The 21,862-nt window shown below is 63.6% G+C and carries 17 protein-coding genes; 8 read left to right on the top strand and 9 right to left on the bottom strand.

Going from position 1 to position 21,862, the window contains the following annotated elements; genetic code table 11:
• Positions 1-105: 105 nt before the first annotated feature.
• Positions 106-1,692 carry an ABC transporter substrate-binding protein gene (locus B0G69_RS33505; protein WP_121324431.1) on the bottom strand — a complete coding sequence of 529 codons (1,587 nt, stop codon included), beginning with the start codon at positions 1,690-1,692 and terminating at the stop codon, positions 106-108.
• Positions 1,693-2,206: 514 nt separating this feature from the next.
• Here B0G69_RS33505 and B0G69_RS33510 point away from each other — a divergent pair.
• From B0G69_RS33510 to B0G69_RS33545, 8 genes are all read left to right on the top strand, one after another.
• Positions 2,207-3,091: a GNAT family N-acetyltransferase gene (locus B0G69_RS33510; RefSeq protein WP_241991602.1), complete on the top strand. Its 885-nt coding sequence runs from the start codon at positions 2,207-2,209 to the stop codon at positions 3,089-3,091.
• Positions 3,092-3,104: 13 nt separating this feature from the next.
• Positions 3,105-4,028, top strand: coding sequence for a glyoxylate/hydroxypyruvate reductase A (locus tag B0G69_RS33515; protein ID WP_121324433.1), 924 nt, complete (start codon positions 3,105-3,107; stop codon positions 4,026-4,028).
• Positions 4,029-4,249: 221 nt separating this feature from the next.
• Positions 4,250-5,650, top strand: a complete 1,401-nt coding sequence (locus tag B0G69_RS33520; protein WP_121324434.1) for an aspartate aminotransferase family protein — start codon at positions 4,250-4,252, stop codon at positions 5,648-5,650.
• A 64-nt stretch (positions 5,651-5,714) separates the two neighbouring features.
• Positions 5,715-6,212 (top strand): winged helix-turn-helix transcriptional regulator, encoded by a 498-nt coding sequence (locus tag B0G69_RS33525; RefSeq protein ID WP_121324435.1) that lies wholly within the window; start codon positions 5,715-5,717, stop codon positions 6,210-6,212.
• Between the two features lie 244 nt (positions 6,213-6,456).
• Positions 6,457-7,563, top strand: a complete 1,107-nt coding sequence (locus B0G69_RS33530) for a tartrate dehydrogenase (protein ID WP_121325085.1) — start codon at positions 6,457-6,459, stop codon at positions 7,561-7,563.
• A gap of 30 nt (positions 7,564-7,593) precedes the next feature.
• On the top strand, positions 7,594-9,066 hold the full coding sequence (locus B0G69_RS33535; RefSeq protein ID WP_121324436.1) for an NAD-dependent succinate-semialdehyde dehydrogenase: 1,473 nt from the start codon (positions 7,594-7,596) through the stop codon (positions 9,064-9,066).
• Positions 9,067-9,154: 88 nt separating this feature from the next.
• Positions 9,155-9,496, top strand: a complete 342-nt coding sequence (locus B0G69_RS33540; protein WP_121324437.1) for a cupin domain-containing protein — start codon at positions 9,155-9,157, stop codon at positions 9,494-9,496.
• Between the two features lie 561 nt (positions 9,497-10,057).
• Positions 10,058-10,999 carry a LysR family transcriptional regulator gene (locus tag B0G69_RS33545; RefSeq protein WP_121324438.1) on the top strand — a complete coding sequence of 314 codons (942 nt, stop codon included), beginning with the start codon at positions 10,058-10,060 and terminating at the stop codon, positions 10,997-10,999.
• Positions 11,000-11,107: 108 nt separating this feature from the next.
• Here B0G69_RS33545 and B0G69_RS33550 read toward each other — a convergent pair whose 3' ends face one another.
• The 8 genes from B0G69_RS33550 to B0G69_RS33585 all read right to left on the bottom strand — a co-directional run bounded on the left by B0G69_RS33550 (position 11,108) and on the right by B0G69_RS33585 (position 21,858).
• Positions 11,108-12,490: an MFS transporter gene (locus B0G69_RS33550; protein ID WP_121324439.1), complete on the bottom strand. Its 1,383-nt coding sequence runs from the start codon at positions 12,488-12,490 to the stop codon at positions 11,108-11,110.
• A gap of 114 nt (positions 12,491-12,604) precedes the next feature.
• Positions 12,605-14,374 carry a GMC family oxidoreductase N-terminal domain-containing protein gene (locus B0G69_RS33555; RefSeq protein ID WP_241991603.1) on the bottom strand — a complete coding sequence of 590 codons (1,770 nt, stop codon included), beginning with the start codon at positions 14,372-14,374 and terminating at the stop codon, positions 12,605-12,607.
• Between the two features lie 9 nt (positions 14,375-14,383).
• Positions 14,384-15,190 carry an enoyl-CoA hydratase-related protein gene (locus B0G69_RS33560; RefSeq protein WP_121324441.1) on the bottom strand — a complete coding sequence of 269 codons (807 nt, stop codon included), beginning with the start codon at positions 15,188-15,190 and terminating at the stop codon, positions 14,384-14,386.
• Positions 15,183-16,763 (bottom strand): AMP-binding protein, encoded by a 1,581-nt coding sequence (locus B0G69_RS33565; protein ID WP_121324442.1) that lies wholly within the window; start codon positions 16,761-16,763, stop codon positions 15,183-15,185. Before B0G69_RS33565 ends, B0G69_RS33560 begins: the two co-directional genes overlap by 8 nt.
• Complete coding sequence (locus tag B0G69_RS33570; protein WP_121324443.1) at positions 16,756-17,283, bottom strand: (2Fe-2S)-binding protein; 528 nt, start codon at positions 17,281-17,283, stop codon at positions 16,756-16,758. Before B0G69_RS33570 ends, B0G69_RS33565 begins: the two co-directional genes overlap by 8 nt.
• Before the next feature lie 29 nt (positions 17,284-17,312).
• A complete protein-coding gene (locus tag B0G69_RS33575) occupies positions 17,313-18,134 on the bottom strand; it encodes an FAD binding domain-containing protein (RefSeq protein WP_121324444.1) in 822 nt (273 codons plus the stop codon).
• Positions 18,131-21,187 carry a molybdopterin cofactor-binding domain-containing protein gene (locus B0G69_RS33580; RefSeq protein WP_121324445.1) on the bottom strand — a complete coding sequence of 1,019 codons (3,057 nt, stop codon included), beginning with the start codon at positions 21,185-21,187 and terminating at the stop codon, positions 18,131-18,133. Before B0G69_RS33580 ends, B0G69_RS33575 begins: the two co-directional genes overlap by 4 nt.
• Positions 21,184-21,858, bottom strand: a complete 675-nt coding sequence (locus tag B0G69_RS33585; protein ID WP_121324446.1) for a UbiX family flavin prenyltransferase — start codon at positions 21,856-21,858, stop codon at positions 21,184-21,186. Before B0G69_RS33585 ends, B0G69_RS33580 begins: the two co-directional genes overlap by 4 nt.
• Between the last annotated feature and the right edge of the window lie 4 nt (positions 21,859-21,862).

The following is a 21,862-nucleotide window of genomic DNA, read 5'->3' on the forward strand; positions in this document are numbered from 1 at the left end:
CTCCTGAAAATGACACCTGCCGGAACCGGCGCGTGGGGGGCGCCGGACTGACCCGGCGCACGCGGCGCGCGGGTCAGATTTGCTGCGTGCTACGACTACACTCAATCAGGCGTTCCACCACACGTGCTCAGCGAACGAGAAGCCCATCATCGCGCCACTCGGGATCGAGCCGAGCCCCTGCAGATGCTGGTCGTACGCATCGAGCAGGCTGATGAACGCAGGGATGCCGATACCGCCTTGATCCGCGACAATCACCTGCATGTCGCCGTACATCTGCTTGCGCTTCGCATCGTCGGTTTCCGAACGCGCCGACAGCAGCAATTGATCGAACTTCGGATTGTTCCAGCCCGACTCGTTCCACGCTGCATCCGACTTGAAGAACTGCGTGAACAGCACATCGGCGCTCGAACGCGGATTCACGCTGCCAAACCCCAACGGATGCTTCATCCAGTGATTCGACCAGTAACCGTCAGTGGGCACGCGGTTGATGGTGATGTTCGCGCCGATCTTGGCACCGCTCTGCTGAATCAGTTCGGCCATTTCGATCGAGCCGTTCGCATCGGCGGTCGCGTAGATCGGTGGCAATGCCGGACCGAGCGCACCAGCCTTCTGCAGATGGAACTTTGCCTTGTCGAGATCGAAGTGGCGCTGCGGCAGTGACGCGTTGAAATAACGATGGGTCGGCGGAATCGGCTGATCGTTGCCGATCACGGCGTAGCCACGGAACACGGCCGAACGGATCTGGTCGCGATCGAACAGATACTTCATGCCCTGCACGAAATCGGGGTTGCCGACGAGCGGATTGTCGCGGCGCATGATCAGATCGGTATAGAGACCCGACTTGGTTTCCTTCACCGCATAACCCGGCGTCGACGCGATGCGCTGCGTGGAGCGCGGATCGACGGAGTTGATCAGATGCACGTCGCCCGACAGCAGCGCATTCACGCGTGCGGCGTTGTCGCTGATCGCGATCATCTCGACCTGGTCGAGATGCGGCAAACCCGGCTTGAAGTAGCTGTCGTTGCGAACCCCGATGGTTGTAACACCCGGCTTGAAGGTCTTGACCTTGTAGGGACCGGTACCGACAGCCGTCGTGAAATCAGTGGTGCCGTCCTTGACGATCACGAACTGCGGCGTCGCGAGGATCACAGGCAGATCCGCATTGGGGTTTGTCAGCGTCAAGGTCACTTCGTTCGGGCCGGTCGCCTTGATCTCGGCGAACTGATCGGCCAGCGTTTTCACCTTCGATGCCGTCGCTGCATTCTTGTGGCGGTTTAGCGAATACACCACGTCCGCCGGCGCGAGCGCTTTGCCGTCGTGGAAGGTCGCGCCCTTGCGCAGCTTGATGACCCAGACCTTGGCGTCGTGCGTGTCGAGCGCTTCGGCGAGGTTCATCTGCGGCGTCAGGCTTTCGTCAAGCTGCGTGAGGCCGCTGTAGAACATGAAATAGCGGATGTAGTCCGAACCCGTCGAGCCTTTCGCGGGATCGAGCGTGTCGGCCGTCGAGCCCGCGTCATAAGCCACGCGAATCTTGCCACCTTTCTTCGGCACAGGCGCCGGTGCGCTCGCAGCCAACGCCGATTTTGCACTCGCCAGCAGTCCTCCCGCGCCGGTCGCGAGCATGCTCCCCGCAGCCAGCACACGCATCATGTCGCGGCGGCTGAAACCATTTTTGACTTCGTCGTCCTTCATGCGAACTGCTCCTAACAATGACAAGGTTGGATCTGATCACGGTACCCGCAGCGCGGGCCGCTGGACGCGCTTCAGCACCGATCTGTTGCAACAGCACGACTTCCGCTGGATTGGAACCCGGCAGCGTCAACTCGATTTAAGCATCCCAAAAAAGGGGCTGTTGTCGCATTCGGGACGTTTCAACCATTCGATTCGGTGGTTTTCAGCGCGTCGCGCAGCATGATTTGCCGTGCAGCGCAGCACGCACTCCGTGCCGGCATCGCCTGCGACGGGCCTTGCAGCGCGGCGTGGCTGCGTCCTGACATCCATCGTAAAGTCACACGACTGATATATGCCGCCGACAAAAATGCCAATTCAGCACAATCCGCTCGTCCAGGCTGGCTGGACAGCTGTTTCGCATCGTGTGGACGTGCTGGGACCGTCAACGCGGCAACATAGAAAGATCGTCCTATCAAGCACACAGACGACATGCGACAGTCGCGGGAAAGCGTGACGTCACATGAAGGAGTTCGCCGTGCCTGGATCATCGGAAAGTGGGTCGCTGACCTACCGACGCTTTACCCCTGACGACATTCCCGCCGCCCATGGCCTGTCGACGGCCGTGAGCTGGCCACACCGCCCCGAAGACTGGCGCTTTGCCGCCGATGCCGGCGGCGGCTTCGTCGCAGAGCAGGCCGGTGTCGTGATCGGCACGGCGCTGTGCTGGAAGTTCGGCGCCGATCGCGCGACGCTCGGCATGGTGATCGTGTCGCCGGAACACCAGGGACATGGCATCGGCGCGAAGCTGATGCAACTGATCCTCGAAGAAACCGGCAGCCGCGTCACCTTTCTGCACGCCACATCGGCGGGTAAGCCACTCTACGAGAAGCTCGGCTTCCGGACATGTGGCGCACTCGACCAGCATCAAGGCGCGGTGTTTCAGCCGCCGCTCGTGTCGCTGCCCGCCGGCGAGCGGTTACGCCCGCTCGGCATCAACGACACGCCGCGACTGATTGCGCTGGCAGCGCGTGCGAGCGGGCTCGACCGCGACGCCGTGCTGTCTGCGCTGCGGCAAAGTGCGGATGGCATTGCGCTCGATCGTGATGGCGAACTGCTCGGCTTCTCGCTGTTCCGGCGCTTCGGCCGCGGCTATGCGATCGGACCCGTGATCGCGGTCGATTCCCCGGATTCGAGCCGCGCCAAGGCGCTGATCCACCACTGGCTGGCGCTCAACGAAGGCGCGTTCATCCGCATCGACGTGCCAGCCGGTAGCGGGCTGACCGACTGGCTCATTGGGCTCGGCATCCCGCGTGTCGATACCGTGGTGAAGATGGTCCGCAATGATGATCCAGCCCGCCACGAAGGCCCGCCAGACGACCGCCTCCGTCAGTTCGGCATCATCAACCAGGCCATGATGTAGGCACGGTACGCAGATGGCCTTCCTCTATAAAGCCGATCCGGTTCGCGGCGCACAATGGGCCGCGCGCTTTGCGCAGCTCGCGCCGGAACTGCCGTTCCGTATCTGGCCCGATGTCGGCGATCCAGCCGCCATCCGCTATCTCGCCGCATGGCAACCGGACGATCTCGCGCAAACGCTACCGAATCTCGAGATCGTGTTCTCGGTGGGGGCGGGCGTCGATCAGTTCGACCTGACGCGCGTGCCCGAGCATCTGCCGGTCGTGCGGATGATCGAGCCGGGAATCGTCGACGGCATGGTCGAATATGTGAGCGAAGCCGTGCTGGCCGTTCATCGCGATCTGTTCGACTATGCGCTCCAGCAGCGCGAGCGCGTCTGGAAGCCGCTGCCGGTGCGCACTGCCGCGACGCGCCGGGTTGGCATATTCGGGCTCGGCATGCTCGGCACGGCCGTACTGGAGCGGCTGCGCCTGTTCGGCTTTGCCTGCGCGGGATGGAGCCGGTCGCCGCGCGAGATTGAAGGCGTGCAATGCTTTGCTGGCGAAGCGACGCTCGATGCGTTTCTCGCGCGGACCGACGTGCTGGTCTGCCTGCTGCCGCTCACCGACGCGACGCGCGGCCTGCTCGGCAAACGCGTGTTCGATGCATTGCCGATGGGGGCGTCGCTGGTTCATGCCGGACGCGGCCCGCAACTCGTGACGACCGATCTGCTCGATGCGCTCGAGCGCGGCCAGTTGCGCAACGCCGTGCTCGACGTTACCGATCCGGAACCTCTGCCGGTCAGTCATCCGCTGTGGGATCACCCGCGCGTGCGCATCACGCCGCACGTCGCGAGCGCGACGCAGCCCGATACCGCGGTCGATGCCGTGCTCGACAATCTGCGCCGCCATCGCGCAGGCGGCCCGATGCGGGGCACGATCGATCGCACGCGCGGCTATTGAGTGTCGGCGAGCGAGTCGCGGCGAAAACGCGCGCTATTGAAGCGCCGTCGAAGCGACGTCGTACAGGCAAGGCTTTTAAACGCATGCAGCAGAAAATGCTGCGCACGGGGTTCAAAACGCGACGCCTGCGCTTTTTCAAACTTTTTTTGACGACGCGGCCAATAGGGGTGAATGGGTAGTATGGATTGGTCAACAGTCCACCCCGCGACGAGATACCCAACATGTCGAATCAATCGCTCATCGAAGCCGACCGCAAGCATCTGATCCACCCCGTCATCAACTACCGCGCGCATGAAGCGCGCGGCGTCACCGTGCTCGAATCCGGACATGGCGCTTACCTGCGCGATATCGACGGAAACGAGTTGCTCGACGCGTTCTCCGGGCTCTGGTGCGTCAATACCGGCTATGGCCAGGAAAGCATCGTCAAGGCAGCCTCCGAACAGATGGCTCGCCTGCCCTACGCGACCAGCTATTTCCACTTCGCTTCGGAGCCGGCGATCCAGCTGGCCGAAAGGCTCGTCTCGCTCGCACCGGCTTCACTGCAGCATGTGTACTTCACGCTCGGTGGCTCGGATGCGGTCGACTCGGCGATCCGTTTCATCACGCATTACTTCAATGCAACCGGCCGCCCGACCAAGAAGCACATGATCGCGCTGCAACGCGGCTACCACGGCTCGTCGTCGGTCGGCGCCGGCTTGACGGCTTTGCCCGCGTTCCATCGGCACTTCGATTTGCCGCTGCCACATCAGCACCATTTGCCGTCGCCTTATGCTTACCGTCAACCGAATGGCAGCGACTCGCAGGCGCTGATCGCGTCGTCCGTGGCAGCGCTCGAAGCGAAGGTTGCCGCGCTCGGCGCGGATAACGTCGCCGCGTTCTTCTGCGAACCGATTCAGGGATCGGGCGGCGTGATCGTGCCGCCGGTTGGCTGGCTCAAGGCCATGCGTGATGCGTGCCGCCGTCTCGACATCCTGTTCGTCGCCGATGAAGTCATTACCGGCTTCGGCCGCACCGGGCCGCTGTTTGCATGTCAGGGCGAACAGGTCGAACCCGATCTGATGACCGTCGCGAAGGGCCTGACTGCGGGCTACGCGCCGATGGGCGCGGTCTTGATGTCGGACGCGATTTATCAGGGGATTGCCGGCGACGTCGGCAACACCGCGGTCGTCGGTCATGGTCACACGTATTCGGCGCATCCGGTGAGTGCGGCGATCGGACTTGAAGTCATGCGCCTCTATCACGAAGGCGGGCTGCTCGCGAACGGCCAGGCCATGGCACCGCAGTTCGCCGCGGGTCTCGACGCGCTGCTGGAGCATCCCCTGGTCGGCGATTCGCGGCATCGCGGGCTGCTCGGCGCGCTCGAACTCGTATCGGACAAGGACAGCAAGCAAGGGTTCGATGCGGGGCTGAAGCTGTCGGAGCGCATCGCGACAGCCGCGTATCGCAACCGCCTCGTGTTCCGTGCATTCGGCGACAACATTCTCGGCTTTGCACCCGCGCTCTGCTATACCGAGGCCGAATTTGCGCTGATGTTCGAACGTTTGAAACAGACGCTCGACGACGTGCTGAATGAGGCGGAAGTCCGCGCCGCGCTTCGCGGGGCAAGCCGCGCAGCCGCATAACTTCGTGATAACATCGCCCTGCCCGATCGGAACAACCTTCGATCGTTAGACAAAATTTTAAGCCATGAGCAGCGACTGCAAACTCGACCGGATTGATCTGCGTATTCTTTCGCAACTGCAGAAGAAAGGCCGTATTACGAACGTCGAGCTTGCCGACGCAGTGGGACTGTCACCGAGTCCGTGTCTGATCCGCGTCAAGCGGCTGGAAAAGGCCGGTTATATCGTCGGTTACGGCGCGCAGATCCAACTCGAAAAGCTCGGCGACGTGCAGATCGTCTTCACCGAAGTCACCCTTGCAGATCACCGCCGCGAAGACTTCATCAAGTTCGTAGCCGCGATCCGCGACATCGACGAAATCGTCGAATGTCATCTGGCAAGCGGTGGTTACGACTACCTGCTGAAGTTCGTCACGCGCAGCGTCGGTCACTATCAGAGCATTGTCGAAGGGCTGCTCGAACGCGATATCGGCATCGAGAAGTACTTCAGCTACGTGATCATCAAGACGCCCTTCATCAAGACGCATTACCCGCTCGAAACGCTCTTCTCGCCGAATCAGCATTAAGCACTCTTTCTGAGTGTTCAATGCGCGCCCCGCTTTTTTCTGCTCCTTTCCGCTCCATTCCAGCCTCTTTCGATGCAGCCCGCGACAGGCGGTTTGGCGCTGCATTCTGTTCGCGTGCGTTTTTCGGAATGCATGCTGCGTCTGTGGGTCAAATGCAGATTTTTATGCGGTGAACCCCCACATAGAATGAGTCTCGTCGCTCAGCGCGTGCCTGATGTGCGCGCTCAATGAGGAGAAATTCGCTATGACCCGCAGTTATCGCGTTGCCGTCATTCCCGGCGACGGCATCGGTGTAGAAGTGATGCCCGAAGGCCTGCGCGTGCTCGATGTGGCATGCCAGCGCTTTGGTATCAAGATCGACTATCAACATATCGAATGGGCAAGTTGCGATTACTACGCGCAACACGGCCAGATGATGCCTGACGACTGGAAGGCGCAACTCGAAGGCTGCGATGCGATCCTGTTCGGCGCAGTGGGTTGGCCCGACAAGGTGCCCGACCACATTTCCCTTTGGGGCTCGCTGCTTAAATTCCGCCGCGAGTTCGATCAGTACATCAATCTGCGCCCTGCCCGCCTGTTCGACGGCGTGCCGTCGCCGCTCGCGGGCCGCCAACCCGGCGACATCGATTTCATGATCGTGCGGGAGAATACCGAAGGCGAATATTCGTCGGTAGGCGGCACGATGTACGAAGGCACGGAACGCGAAATCGTCATGCAGCAAGCGATTTTCTCGCGTCATGGCACCGATCGCGTGCTGAAGTTCGCGTTCGATCTGGCCGCGCGTCGCGAGAAAAAAATCACGGTCGCAACCAAGAGCAACGGCATTTCGATCAGCATGCCGTGGTGGGACGCACGCGCCGCCGAGATGGCCGCGCGCTATCCCGATGTCGCGTGGGACAAACAGCATATCGACATCCTCTGTGCGCGTTTCGTGTTGAGCCCCGATCGCTTCGATGTGGTCGTTGCGTCCAATCTCTTCGGAGACATCCTGTCGGATCTCGGTCCCGCCTGCACCGGCACGATCGGCATCGCGCCGTCGGGCAATCTGAATCCGGAACGCACGTTTCCCTCACTGTTCGAACCGGTGCATGGGTCCGCGCCGGATATCGCCGGACAAGGCATCGCCAATCCTGTCGCGATGATCTGGTCGGCGGCGATGATGCTCGATTTCCTCGGCAACGGTGAAGGTGCCGAGCGCGCCGCGCACGATGCGATGCTCGAAGCCATCGTGCAGGTGCTCAAGGAAGGGCCGCACACGGGTGATCTCGGTGGCAAGGCATCGACGAGCGAAGTCGGGATCGCGGTCGCCGCGCAACTCGCGCAACGTGTCGGCGCAGCATCCATCGATTGATTGATAGCGTCATTAAAAGTGGAGTCGATCATGACACTTGAAGAGCAGGCCGCCGCGTTGATCCGCGCGGACAATTTCATCGACGGTGAATGGGTGCCCGCGCAAAGCGGCCGGCGCTTCGCCGTCACGAATCCCGCGACCGGCAAGCTGATCGTCGACGTCGCCGATAGCGGGGCATCCGACGCACGCGCCGCCACCGATGCCGCCGCCCGCGCGCTACCGGAATGGCGCGCACGTCTGCCGAAAGAGCGTGCTGCCGTGCTGCATCGCTGGCACGCGCTGATACGCGAACATCTAGACGCGCTTGGCGCGCTGATCTCGCTCGAACAGGGCAAGCCGTTCGCCGAAGCATGCGGTGAGGTCGTTTATGGCGCATCGTACGTCGCGTGGTTCGCCGACGAAGCGACGCGCATTTACGGCGATCTGATTCCGCAGCAGCAGCGCGGCAAACGGATGAGCGCGGTGAGAGAGCCGATCGGCATCGTCGCGGCCATTACACCGTGGAATTTCCCGCTTGCAATGATCGCGCGCAAGATCGCCCCCGCGCTCGCGGCCGGGTGTACGGTCGTCGCCAAGCCGGCCGAAGATACACCGCTCACGGCGCTAGCACTCGTTCATCTCGCGCACGAAGCCGGTGTGCCGAATGGTGTACTGAACCTGATTGCGGCCTCCCGGGAATCGACGGTCGAAGCAGTGGCGGACTGGCTCGCCGATGGGCGCGTGCGCAAGATCACCTTTACCGGTTCGACGCCGGTCGGCAAACACCTTGCCCGTGAATCGGCGGGTACGCTGAAGAAGCTGTCGCTAGAACTCGGCGGCAACGCACCGTTCATCGTGTTCGACGACGCCGACCTCGATGCTGCGGTCACCGGCCTGCTCGCCGCCAAGTTCCGCAATGGTGGGCAGACCTGCGTGTGCCCGAACCGCGTGTATGTGCAGTCGGGTGTTTACGAGCGCTTTGCGCAAATGCTGTGCGCACGCGTTGCCGAGTTGCGCGTCGGTCCCGCCAGCGATCCGGCGTCGCAGATAGGCCCGATGATCAATGCGCGTGCCGTCGACAAGATCGCGCGCCATGTCGAGGATGCCGTCGCACACGGCGCAACTGTATTGAGCGGCGGCAAACGCCTGGCCGAACTCGGCCCGAACTACTTCGCGCCAACCGTGCTCGGCGACGCGGGTTCGATGATGGCGCTGTGCTGCGAGGAAACCTTCGGTCCGGTCGTTCCGCTGTTCCGTTTCGATACCGAACAGCAGGCCATCGACGCATCGAACGATACGCCGTTCGGTCTCGCGTCGTATTTCTACAGCCAGGATTTACGCCGTATCGAACGCGTTTCTCGCGCACTTGAAGCCGGCATCGTCGGGATCAATGAAGGGGCCCTTGCATCGGAAGCGGCGCCATTCGGCGGCGTCAAGGAATCGGGCTACGGCCGCGAAGGGTCGAAGTATGGCCTCGACGATTACCTGTCGATCAAATATCTCTGCCAGGGCGGACTGGAATGAGTGTCGAAGGATATCCTGTTGACATGGCGTTCCCTGATATCGACACGCGCACGGCAAGATCAACTCAATAGAAACAGGACTACGCAACGTGAAAGTACAGCAGATCAAAGAGGCCAGCGAACTCGGACTTGAAGACTGGGGCACCGCATCTCTTCCGGGTAATGAGGCAGTACGTGTAGCGGGCAAGCGGTACGCGATTCCGGGCAGCGAGGCAGTAGATACCGGTGTGTTCGAGTGCTCTCCGGGCGCCTATCGTCGCGTGGTCAAACAGGCGGAAGTGATGCATCTCCTGAGCGGCTCTGGGTCCTTTACCCCGGACGGACAACCCACCGTCCACTTTCGCGGCGGCGATACGCTGTTTTTCGAAGCCAATACGGAAGGCCTGTGGCAGGTCGACGAAACGATGCGGAAGATCTACGTCATTCTCTGACAGTCACTGTTCTGTGCGTGCGCTGGCGCCCGCGTTGCAAAAGGATGTGACGAGGCATTGGCCTGTGTTCGCATCTGGGTAATGCCGGGGTGGGAACTCGCGGAAAGCGACTTCCGACCGCCCGGCTCCCCGACGGTAAAACGGATGAATTGCACATCGCTTCTTGCGCCCGTGATTGCTTTGACGAAGAACCCCTTTTCAAGGTGCTGATTGCACCATGCACGACCGTGCCACCACGTCCGATTTTTCTGCCTAGCCATTATTAACCGCGAAACAGCAGTCACGGTTCTGCCGTCCGATGCCACGACTGCAGCGGAATCGATTGATGTGATCTTTGGCCTGAAGCAGGATCGATGCGCCCGCCGAGTCGCGTGTCAATCGAACTGAATATGAAACATCTGAATTCCGCCCGCCAAGGACTGACTGTCGACAACTCTCGAGCTCAGGTATCTCGACGAACCAGCGTGCTTCCTTCAGGATGAAATCAGGTTCGCCGTTGACCCCCACACTGCGATGTCGTTACACTCGACGTCTAGCCATCGCTCCCTCGCCTCCCGGCTCATGGATCTAAAGCAGATTCAGTATTTCATCGCGCTGTTCGAAGATGGCTCCGTGACGCGCGCCGCGAAGCGGCTCAATATCGTGCAGCCCGCGCTCAGCATGCAGATCTCGAAGCTCGAAACGGAACTGAACAGCCAGCTCTTTGAGCGCGGCCCGCATGGCATGACGCCCACCGACGCCGCACGGCAGATGTACCGCCTCTACCTGCCGATCATGCGCGACATCGACCACGCGCGCGAGCAGCTCAGCCGGCACGATGTGATCGTGACCGGGCGTATCTCGCTCGGGATGGTGGCGTCGGAAGCGCAAAGCGTCCTGCCGGAATCGCTCGCGCTATTCAACGCGCTCTATCCGCATGTCGAGGTGTCGGTGGCCGATGGTTTCAGCGCGCAACTGATCGACGCGGTGGAAGCGGGACGGCTCGACGCGGCGATCATCAACCGGCCTCGCGGGCGCCTGTCGCTCGATACGTCTCCATTGGTAGTGGAAGAGATGGTGCTCGTCACGAGCGCGGAACACGGCCCTGCGCTGCCCGACACCATGACGGCATCCGCGTTGACGGAACTCGAACTCGTGCTGCCGACGCGTCGCAACGGCCTGCGCGGCGTGCTCGACGCCGCGCTGCTGAATGCCGACATCGTGATCAAGCCGCAGTTCGAGATCGACCTGCTGACCACAATCGTGCAATTTGTCGAACAAAGCAGCATCGCGACGATCATGCCGCGCGTGGTCGTGCAGCGGAAGGTCGACGACGGCCTGCTGCGCGCGACACCGATCTCGGCGCCGCGCATCGTGCGTTACATCGTTTGCGTGAGCCACCCGAAGCGGCCGATCGGTCCTGCCGCGACCGAGCTCATCGACATCATCGCCGACCAGATCCGCCGCGTCACAACGGGGATCGAGATCGCGGACCCCGATCCGGCCAACGGCAACCAGGCGTGAGCCGCTTCGCTGGCGCGGCCTTGCGCCGGCTGGCGCACGTCGCTACGCGCGTCGCCGCGGGTCGCGAACGGCGCGACGCAAGCCGGCCTATCGCGCGCGGTCGCGCGATCAGTACGGATCCCGCACCGCTGTGTTGTCGAGCTTGCCGAGCGTCTCCGGCACGACGAACGCGCCGACGAGAAAGATCACGCTGATCGCGCCGACGAACACGGCAAGCGTCATCGGCAGATCGAGCGGCGTCTTCGCGACCAGCGAGACGAGCGTGGGCATCATCCCGCCGATCGCAAAGCCGATATTCCACGACAGACCCGTGCCGGTCGCGCGGATCGCGGTCGGAAACCGCTCGTTCAGGAAGATCAGAATCGGCGCATAACCGGCGCTGCCGAGCGCACTCAGGATGACCGCGTAGACACCGACCATCGTGATGGTCTGCGCCGTCGGCAGCAGCAGGAACAGCGCGGGCAATGCAAACAGACGGATTGCGCCGAGCAGGATGAACGTCCGCTTGCGGCCGATGAACGTGCTCAGATGACCGGCCGCGACCGACGCGATCACCACGGCCACGCTGCACACCATAAGGATCGCAGCAGCCGTCGCATTCGGTGCGTGGTTGACGACCTTGAGGAAGGTCGGCAGATAGCCCGACGTCAGGTAATAACCGCTGCCGCCGCCGATCGTCAGCAGCAGGTTGACGAGCAGGATGGAACGATAGTCGCGCGAGAACAGCGTGCGGATCGGCGAGCGAACCACCTCGACCGGCGCGTTGCGCGTCTTGTCGGCGGCGGCACGCGCGGCCTTTTCCGCGGCAAGCTTCTTCCAGAGCGGCGATTCTTCGAGGCTGTTGAAGACGAAGAGTCCGAGCACCGAGCTGATGATCCCGGTGAAGAACATGCAGCGCCAGCCCCACACGTCGAACAGGTCGCCGGGAAACAGCGACGACATCGCGAGATACGTCAGCGAAGCGAGCAGCGCGCCAAGGCCTGCCCCGCCGCCGCCGATCAGCCCCGACACCGCGCCGCGATACTTCAGCGCGACGGATTCCGTGCCGATCGTGTGCGTCGACGCCACCACGCCGCCGACGAATACGCCCTGCACGAGGCGCAGCAGCAGAAAGAGCACCGGCGCGATCACGCCCACCTGTGCAACGGTCGGCAGCAAACCGAACGCCGCCGTCGACAGACCGACGCCGACCACCGCGAGAATCATCGCGCCCTTGCGGCCGCGCCGGTCCGCATACGAACCGAACAACGCGGATCCGAGCGGCCGCATCAGCAGCGTGACGGCGAACGACGCATATACCGCGGCGAGCGACAGCATCGCGTGTTCGGAGGGGAAGAACAACCGGCCGACCACCGGTGCGACGAACAACAGGACGAACAGATCGAACAGATCGAGTGCCCATCCCAGACACGAGGCCACGACTGCGCCCATCACCTGCCGCCTGTTGATTGCGGGCATGGCGGCGCCACCACTTTGCGCTGCAACGGACATCATCCATCTCCTAGGGTTAATACCGGGCTGGCCCAGATGCGAACTCACCCGATGTGCGACGCGCTTCGGCCTTGTCAAAGGCACGGCGCGCTCTTGTTGCGTTGACGAAAGTCGTTATGACGTCGGGAGAGCCAAACCGCGCTGGTCTGGCGCCGCAAACCGCGCCTTGCCAAGCATCGCGTCGGCAATCTTCTCGGCGATCATGATGGTGGGAATGTTCGTGTTGGCCGACGGCAGACGCGGCATGAGCGACGCATCGACCACCCGCAGCCCATGGGCGCCATGTACGCGCCCTTCGGTATCTGTCACGGCGCTGCGCTCGCGCACGTCGCCCATCCGGCAAGTACCGCTCGCATGCCAGACGCCGAACACGTTCGCGCGAATAAAGTCGTTCAATGCGCTCTCGTTTGTGAGCACCGCCGACATCTGCACGCCGCGCGTGAAGAAGCGTTCGATCAACGCCCGACGCATCGGTGCGGGTGTATCGAGCAGCAGACCCAGCAGTGACGTGATCACGGCATTGGTTTTCGTCATGCGGCTCAACGCCTTCACGCGCGGCGAAAAAGCGGCGGGGAAAAAGTCGCGTTGATCCTCGCTCAGTCCCGAGGCCGCGACCACACGCGCCAGCATGCGCACGCCCGCGGCGAGCCGCGCGACATCGCGCTCGTCGTCGAGCAGATTGAGATCGACCTGTGGCGCGGCGAACGGATCGCTCGAGACGAGCTGCACGCGGCCACGGGAGAACGGACGGTTGCACCACAGGAAAAACAGGCCCAGCCGGTTACCGAGTTCATGCCATGCGGCGCGTGTCGCGCTCGACAGATACAGATCGGACACCTCGCAATCCGCGACGCCCGACGTGAATCGCGCGGCCGTCATGCTGGCGCGGCGCCGCGCGCGCGGCATGCGAAAGCGCGGCTTGAGAAAATGACAGAAAGTCAGCGACGGATGGTCCTGCAGATTCCGCCCGACGCCCGGCAGATCGAGCACACACTCAATGTCGAGTGCGTGCAGTTCGCTCGCGTCGCCCACGCCCGCGCGCATCAGCAGTGCCGGCGACTGCAACGCGCCGGCGCACACGATCGTTTCGCACGCCTCGAAGCGCAGTCGCTCGCCGTGCGGCGAAACGGCAACCACGCCGCGTGCGGCCACCCCTTCCATCACGATGCGCTCGACGCGCAGATTCGAAAAGATATGCAGGTTAGGCCGCTTGCGCGTTTCTGCATCGAGATAGGCGACCGCGGTCGATACGCGCCGGTCGTCGCGATTCGAAAACGCGCCGGGAAAATAGCCGTCGTTGAACTGCGCGTTCTGGTCCTCCAAGGCCGCGAAGCCGTTGCTGCGCAATCCGTGGGCGAACGCGTTGCAAAACGGCGGCCACTGCTCCGGCATGATGCGGCGGATGGGCACCGGCCCGTCCCCTCCGTGCAGCGGACCAAATGGAAAGTCGAGGTCGCTCTCGAGCTTGCGGAAATACGGCAGCACGTCCTCCCACGCCCAGCCCGTCGCACCGTTGGCGGCCCAGTCGTCGTAGTCGCGCGGCAGGCCGCGATTGGCCGACTGCACGTTGATGCTCGAACCGCCACCCATCACGCGGCCCTGCTCGTAAACTTTAGCCACCGACTTCGGCGTGGCCTTCACATTGAGCTCAGGCCAGATCCACGTCTCCCCGCAGAAAACAGGCATCGGATAGCTGTCGAGGATCGCCTCCGGCACCGCGCCCGGCGGCGTATCCGCGCCCGCCTCGATCAATGCGACGCTCATCGACGGCACGGCCGACAGCCGATGCGCGAGCACGCATCCTGCCGACCCGCCGCCGACGATCACATAATCGAAACGCCCGCTTACGCGCTCCATGCCTGTCTCCTGAATGGCTTGATCCATGCGCTGCTGTCAGCTACCGCGAAACACGGGCTTGCGTTTTCCATGAAACGCTTCGACGCCTTCACGGAAATCGTCCGAACTGCGCAGCCGGCTATAGCAATGTCCTTCCAGTTCGATCGCGATCGAAAGCGGCGCGTCTTCGGTGTCGTTGAGCAGCTTCTTCGCGGTGCGTTGCGCGAGCGGCGAGAAGGCACGCAACTCATCGACGAGTGCATCGGTCGCGGCTTCGAGCTCCGCATCGGCCACGCAGTCGACCACGACGCCCCAGTCGTACGCCTGCTTGCCCGGAATGCGGCGCGAGCGCATGACGATGTCCTTCGTGCGCCCGACGCCGACCATCTTCTGCAGACGCGCCGAGCCGCCCGAACCCGGAATCTGGCCGAGCTTCTGTTCCGGCAGTGCGTAGAAGCTGGTGTCGGTCGCGATACGAAAATCACAGGCGAGCGACAGTTCGAAACCGACGCCGAAGCAGAAGCCGCGATTGGCCGCGATCACCGGCTTCGAGCACCGTGCGGGCGCGGCGACATTCCACGCGAGCTTCGACACGTGTTCCGGCGACGCTTCGAGAAAGCCCTTGATGTCGCCGCCGCTCGAGAAGTGCTCGCCTTTCGCACGCAGCACGATCACGCGTACGCGGTCGTCCTCGTCGAGTACTTCGAATGCGGCGCGCAGCTGGTCGCGTGCATGCATCGAGATCACGTTGAACGGCGGGCGGTGCAGGATGATATCGGCGCGTTCACGCGCAGCGTCGATTTCGATCGAGAAGCCGTCGAGCTCTTGCAGCAGCGTCTGGCCGCGATGAGTCAGCTCAGTCATGTGTTACTCCTTTCGTGGTTCTCTCAGGTTGTATGGAGCCGTGCTCCGGTTCGTACTCGCCCGCGGAAAGCTTGCGGCGCAGGATCTTGCCGACCGGCGATTTCGGAATGTCGTCGACAAACACGTATTCGCGCGGGCGCTTGAAGTTGACGAGGTCGGAAGCCCGGCAAAAGTCATCGAGCGTCTGGGCTTCGACGTATTCGCTGCGCTTGATGAAGGCGACGACACGCTGCCCCCAGCGCTCGTCTTTCACGCCAGCGACGGCCACTTCGTCCACCGCCGGATGCAGCGACAACACCGATTCAATATCGACCGGCGAGATGTTCTCGCCGCCGCTGATGATCATGTCGTCGACGCGGCCCGACACGTAGAGATCGCCGTCGTTATCGAAGTAGCCGGTGTCGCCGGTGAAATACCAGCCGTCGCGCAACGACTTCGCGTTCGCGTCGGGCCGATTCCAGTAGCCTTCGAACGACTCGTCGCCGAGCAGGTCCGCGATGATCTGTCCTTCTTCGCCGGTTTGCGCGAGTTCGTCGGGCGACTTCGCGTCGAGCTTCACGACGCGCAGCCGCGTATTGATGCCGGCGCGGCCCGCGCTGCCCGGTTTCAGCGTCGCGTCCTGACCGATACTGAACGTGTACACCTCGGACGAGCCGTAGTGATTGACAAACAGTTCCGGATGGAAAGCAGCCGAAAGACGCTTCAGCAGACCGTCGTTCATCGGCGCGCCGGCAAAGCCGAGCTTCGTCACCGAGCTTGTGTCGGTGAGCGCGAACTCCGGCGCGGCGAGCAGATCGTGATAAAGCGTGGGCACCAGATACAGGCACGTCAGCTGGTACGTGCAGATCGAATCCAGCGCAAGGGTCGCGCTCCAACGGGGAACGCAGACGAACAGCCCGTCGACGAGCGCCATCGACAGCAGCGAGCGCACGCCCATCGTGTGATAGAGCGGCATCACGCCGAGCGTACGTTCGCCGTGGCGATAGAGGTTCTGTGCGACGTGCGCGAGCGCGGCGGCGCGCTCGTGGCGATGCCGGCGCGGCACGCCCTTCGCCTTGCCCGTGGTGCCGGACGTGTAGAGGATCAGCGAGTAGTCTTCCGCGGTGGCCTGCGTGGTGGCCGCAGCCGCGCCTTCGCGCCGACGCTCGACCAGCAGTGCATCGAACGAAATCGACGCGCCCGCCGCATCGTCCAGCGCAATGCGCGGAACGGTCTTCGCGGCGGCGCTGTCCGTGACGGCTTCGGCGGAAACCGGCTCGTACACGATAGCTTTGACGCCCGCATCGGCCACACAGTAATCGAGCTCGTCGGCTTTCGCACGCCAGTTCAGCGGCACGATCGCCACACCGGCGAACTGGCACGCCCAATGCAGCGTCGCCATTTCCCAGCGGTTTTGCAGCGCAACGAGCAGACGGTCGCCGCGTGCGAGACCGAGTTCGCGCAGACCGTCCGCAACGTTCAGGATGATCCGGTGCCACTGCGCGTACGTGAGCGTCAGTTCGCCATCGACGAGCGCCAGCGCGTTCGGGCTACGCTCCACGCTTTGCAGGAAGGTTCTACCAAGATCAAGCATCGCTCGTCTCCTTCTCTTGCTGCGCCTGGCGCCGGCGCGCCGCCACATCGAGCACGGCGGCGACGATCGGCGTATAGCCTGTACAGCGGCACAGATGGCCCGACAGCATGTCGCGCACCTGCGCCTCGTTCGGATCCGGCACGCGCTTCAGATAGTCGGCGCACGACATCAGAATGCCGGCGGTGCAAAAGCCGCACTGCAGCGCGTGATGACGCTGGAACGCCTGCTGAAGGTCGCCGAGCGTCTGATCCGGCGCGAGGCCTTCTACCGTCTCGATGCGGCGGCCGTCCGCCTGCACCGCGAGCATCAGGCACGAACGGGCCGCCACACCGTCGATGTGAATCGTGCAGGCGCCGCACACGCCGTGTTCGCATCCGACGTGCGTGCCGGTTGCGCCCAGTTCGTGCCGCAGAAAATCGGACATCAGGTCGCGCGGCTCGCAATAGCCGCTCCGTTCCCGGCCGTTGAGCGTCACGGTGATTCGCCGCCGTTCTCCGCGCGGTTGTATGCCCTGCGGCATGGTATTAACAGGGGCCTTCGGGGTCTTGCTCACTTTGCCTCCTCTATCACGCGCCATCCCAGTTGCCGGACCAGATGCCGGCGATACGTCGCACTGACATGCGCGTCGTCCTGCGCGCCCAGCTTCCAGCTCAAATCGTTCAATGCAGTGCGCAGGTCGTCGCCCTGCAGATGCGGCCAGCGCTCCACCACCGGCCGGTCGGCGACGCCGCCCACCGCCAGCCGGATCGTGTTATCCGTCACTACCGCCGCGCACGACACGAGGGCGAAATCGCCATGACGGGCGGAGAATTCCGCGAAGCCGTAACGCTCGCCCGGCTTTTGCAGCGGAAAACGCACGGCCTCGACGAGTTCGTCCGGCTCGCGCGCCGTCATCAACATCCCCTGAAAAAAGTCCTCGGCGGCGAGCACGCGCTTGCGCTTTGTCGAGCGCAGCAGCACATCGCCGCCGAGGGCTGCCAATGCGAGAGGCAACTCGGCGCTCGGATCCGCGTGAGCGATCGAGCCGCACACGGTGCCGCGATTGCGGATCTGAAAGTGGGAAATGTGCGGAAACGCGAGAGCGAGCAACGGCACTTCGTCGCGCAGCGACGGGCGCCACTCGACGCTGCCCTGCGTCGCCGCCGCACCGACAACGAGCTGCCCCGCCTCGTTGTCGAGACGCACCGTATTCAGCTCCTCGGTGCGGGAAATATCGACGAGCCAGCGCGGTTGCGCGAGGCGCATGTTCAGCACCGCCATCAGCGACTGGCCGCCGGCCAGCACGCGTGCGTCTTCGCCGCCATGCGCGAGCGCTTCGAGCGCATGTTGCGTACTCGTCGCGCGCAGATAATCGAACGGCGCCGGTTTCATGTTCTGCTCCTGAAGAATGCGAGGAAGCGCGAGAGCCACGAGCCTTGCGCACGGCCTTGATCGACGGGTTTGCCCGACGCCTGCCGGCCCAGCGATTCGAACAGTTGCCGCAGCACGACTTTCGCCGCGCCTTCGAGCATCCGTGCGCCGACTGCCGCAACCTTGCCCGACGCCTGCGCTTCATAGTCGTACGACAGCCGCGTGCCGTGCTCCGTGGGCGTCAGTTCGACGAGCCCTTCGCCACGCGCTGTGCCAAGCGGCGAATTGCCGGCGCCCGCCAGACGCAGACGATGCGGCGCATCGATATCCGACAACCCGATCCGCGCTTCGAAGCGCGCCTTGATCATGCCGACACCGACCGTCACATCCGCGCGATACTGGTTCGGTCCGGTCGCTTCGAGCGCGTGGCAGCCTGGCATGACCTTCGCGAGCGCCTGCGGGTCCATCAGCACCGCAAAGATCGCTTCGGGTGTGGCGTCGAGATCGACAGCGCCGCGCGCCATCAGCGCCTTGCCGCCTGCAAGCGCCTTGTTCGGCGCGGCGGCCGCTGCCGCTTCAAGTAACTCGGGACGCGAAGGCGGTGGATCGTCGATACCGATCAGGTGCATCACCTTCGCGGGCGTGAGCGGCAAGCGGATATCGTCCACGCCGAGTGCATCGGCCACTGCATTTGCGATGCACGGCGGTGTGCTCATGTTGTTGCCTTCGCCGAGCCCTTTCGCGCCGAGCGGCGTGAACGGCGACGGTGTTTCCAGATGCACGATCACCGGGTCAGGCGCTTCGCAGGTGGTCGGGATCAGGTAGTCGGCGAGCGTGCCCGACTGGAAACTGCCGTCTGCGCCGTAGCGGAACTCCTCCATCAGTGCCGCGCCCACGCCCTGCGCGAACGCGCCGCGAATCTGGCCGTCGGCGAGTGCCGGATTGAGCAGCGTGCCGGCGTCATGCGCGGTCACATAGCGGTCGATGCGCACGCGGCCGGTTGCGCGCTCCACTTCTACGCCGCACATGTCGAACGCAAAACCGTAGGCCGCCGATGTGTTGATGCGATCCTGCTCATCGGGCGCGTCCATGTGCGGCGGCGTCCAGAACACCGTCTCGCGCAGGCCCGGTTCTTCGCCTTCGGGCAACAGCGCGGGCGCCCAGTGCGGCGCATTGCTCGCGACGCGGCCAAACGGCATCGCGCGGTCTTCCTTGCCCTTCGCAAAGACGCGGCCATCTTCGAAACAGATGTCCTCGGGCGCACAAGCCGATTGCTTCGCGACGATGCGAGCCACCTTGTCGCGCACACGCATCGCTGCCAGATGCACCGTGCCGGCCACCACACCGGCAAACCGGCTCGAATAGTTACCGGCCGCAACCGACCACGCGTCCTTGTGCGTGTCGAACTCGACGTTGACGACAATGTCCTGCGGATTCAGACCAAGCACATCGGCTACGACCTGCGCGCAGACCGTCATATGTCCCTGCCCCGCCGGCGTCGATGCAACCGTCACGACCACGCCGCCGAGCAGATCGACGCTGACCGTCGCGCTCGCAATTGCGCCGCTCTTCGGGCCGGTTTTTTTGCGCGCCTCGGCGGGCATCACGGTCGTGATGTAGCCCATGTTCGACACGGAAGGCTCAACGATCGCCGCAAAGCCGATGCCGTACAGACGTCCTTCCCGGCGCGCAGCATCGCGACGCGCGACGAGTTCGTCGTAGCCGCCCTCAGCGAGCGAGCGGCGCAGCGCTTCCTGATAGTTGCCCGAATCGAGCAGCGCACCCGCTGCGGCGCGATACGGGAACGCATTGGCGGCGACAAAGTTGCGGCGATACACGTCGAGCACATCGAGCTTCAGTTCGATCGCGATGCGCTGTATCAGACGTTCAAGGGCGAAATACACCTGCGGCCCACCGAAACCGCGGACGAGGCCCGTCGGCGTTTTATTCGTGAGCGTCACGCGGTTGCGCACGACGAGATTCGGAACCGCGTACGCGCCCGTCAGGCAGCCGTGCATCCGGTAGAACGTTGCGGGCTCAGGCGCACGAAGATAGCCGCCGCAGTCCTCGATCTGATCGTATGAGAGCGCGGTAATGCGGCCGTCCCCTTCGACGGCGGCTTCGAGCGTCGTCAGGCGCGCGGTGGCCGACGTGGCCGCGCTCAGATGTTCGAGGCGATCCTCGACCCATTTCACCGGTGCACCGGCCTTGCGCGACGCAAGGCACATCAGCACCACATACGGAAACACCGCCTGTTTCACGCCGAAGCTGCCGCCCGAATCGCGCGGCGCCTTGTGCCGCAGACGATTTGCCGGCACGTTCAGCGCCATCGACATAACCGCATGCAGCGAGAACGGCCCCATGAAATTCGACGTGACGTCATAGCCTTCATCGCCGGACAGATACTCGGCGATCACCACGCCGCATTCGATCGGCGCACACGTGTTGCGCGGATAGTGCGCAGCAATCGTCACGCGATGCGGCGCGCGTTCGAAGGCCGCTTCGGGTTCGCCATAGCGATAGTGCCGATCGCTGATCACGTTCGTGCCCACCTTCGGATGCAGAACGGGCGCATCGTCGGCGATCGCGTTTTCGATCGACGTCACCGGCGGCAGCATCTGGTAATCGACCTTGATCAGATCGAGCGCGTCTTCAGCGAGCGCACGCGATTCGGCCAGCACCACGGCAACCGGTTCGCCGACATAGCGCACGCGATCCATCGCGAGCGCCCACTGCTCCATCGGCGACTTCACGCCGACCACGAACGGCCGCGACCAACCCGGCAGATCGTCACGCGTAAGCACGGCGCGCACGCCGGCCAGTTTCAGCGCAGCGTCCGTATCGATGCTGCGCAGTTCCGCATGGGCGTGCGGCGAGCGCAACACCGCGGCGTGCAGCGTGCCGGGTTTCACGCCGATATCGTCGCCGTAACGTCCGCGGCCGGTCAGGAGCGCGGGATCCTCGACGCGTTCCATCGAGCGACCCACATGGCGCTGGCGTTCAGTGGACGTTTCGGGTTCGCCAGCGGCGCGTGCTTGCGCTACCAGTTCGGCAACTGTATCCCGCTGATTCATTTCGTTCCTCCCTGCCCGCGCCTGGCGGTTGCATGGGCGTCGTCGCCATCGTCGCCATCGTCGTTCTCGCGTCGGATGAACTCGCTGGCAAGACCGCTCCAGCGGCGCGCAATCTCGCGATGCTCGATGCCGAACAGATCCATGATCCGGCCGACCGTGTGATCGACGACGTCGTCGACGGTTTGAGGGTGCGCATAGAACGCGGGCACCGGCGGCATCACGATCGCGCCCATTTCGGTGGCGAGCGTCATGTTGCGCAGGTGCGCGAGATTGAGCGGCGTTTCGCGCGCGACGAGCACGAGGCGACGGCGCTCCTTGAGCATCACGTCCGCGGCGCGCGTCAGCAGGTTATCGGCGAAGCCGTTGGCGACGCTGGCCAGCGTTTTCATCGAGCACGGCGCGATCACCATGCCCGCGGTGAGAAACGAACCGCTCGCCACCGTCGCGCCGATGTCGCGCACGTTGTGGACGACGTCGGCAAGGCCGTCGAGGTCCGTACGCGTAAGACCGAGCTCCTGCGCAGCGGTAATGGCGCCCGACGGCGACACGATCAGATGCGTCTCGACCGTGCCGAGCCGGCGCAAGGCCGCGAGCAGTCGCACGCCGATGACTGCCCCACTCGCCCCCGAGATGCCGACGACGATCCGTTCACGCGTTTGCGTTGACTGCATGGCC

It is taken from the genome of Paraburkholderia sp. RAU2J, assembly GCF_003634845.1.
GTDB classification, from domain to species: domain Bacteria; phylum Pseudomonadota; class Gammaproteobacteria; order Burkholderiales; family Burkholderiaceae; genus Paraburkholderia; species Paraburkholderia fynbosensis.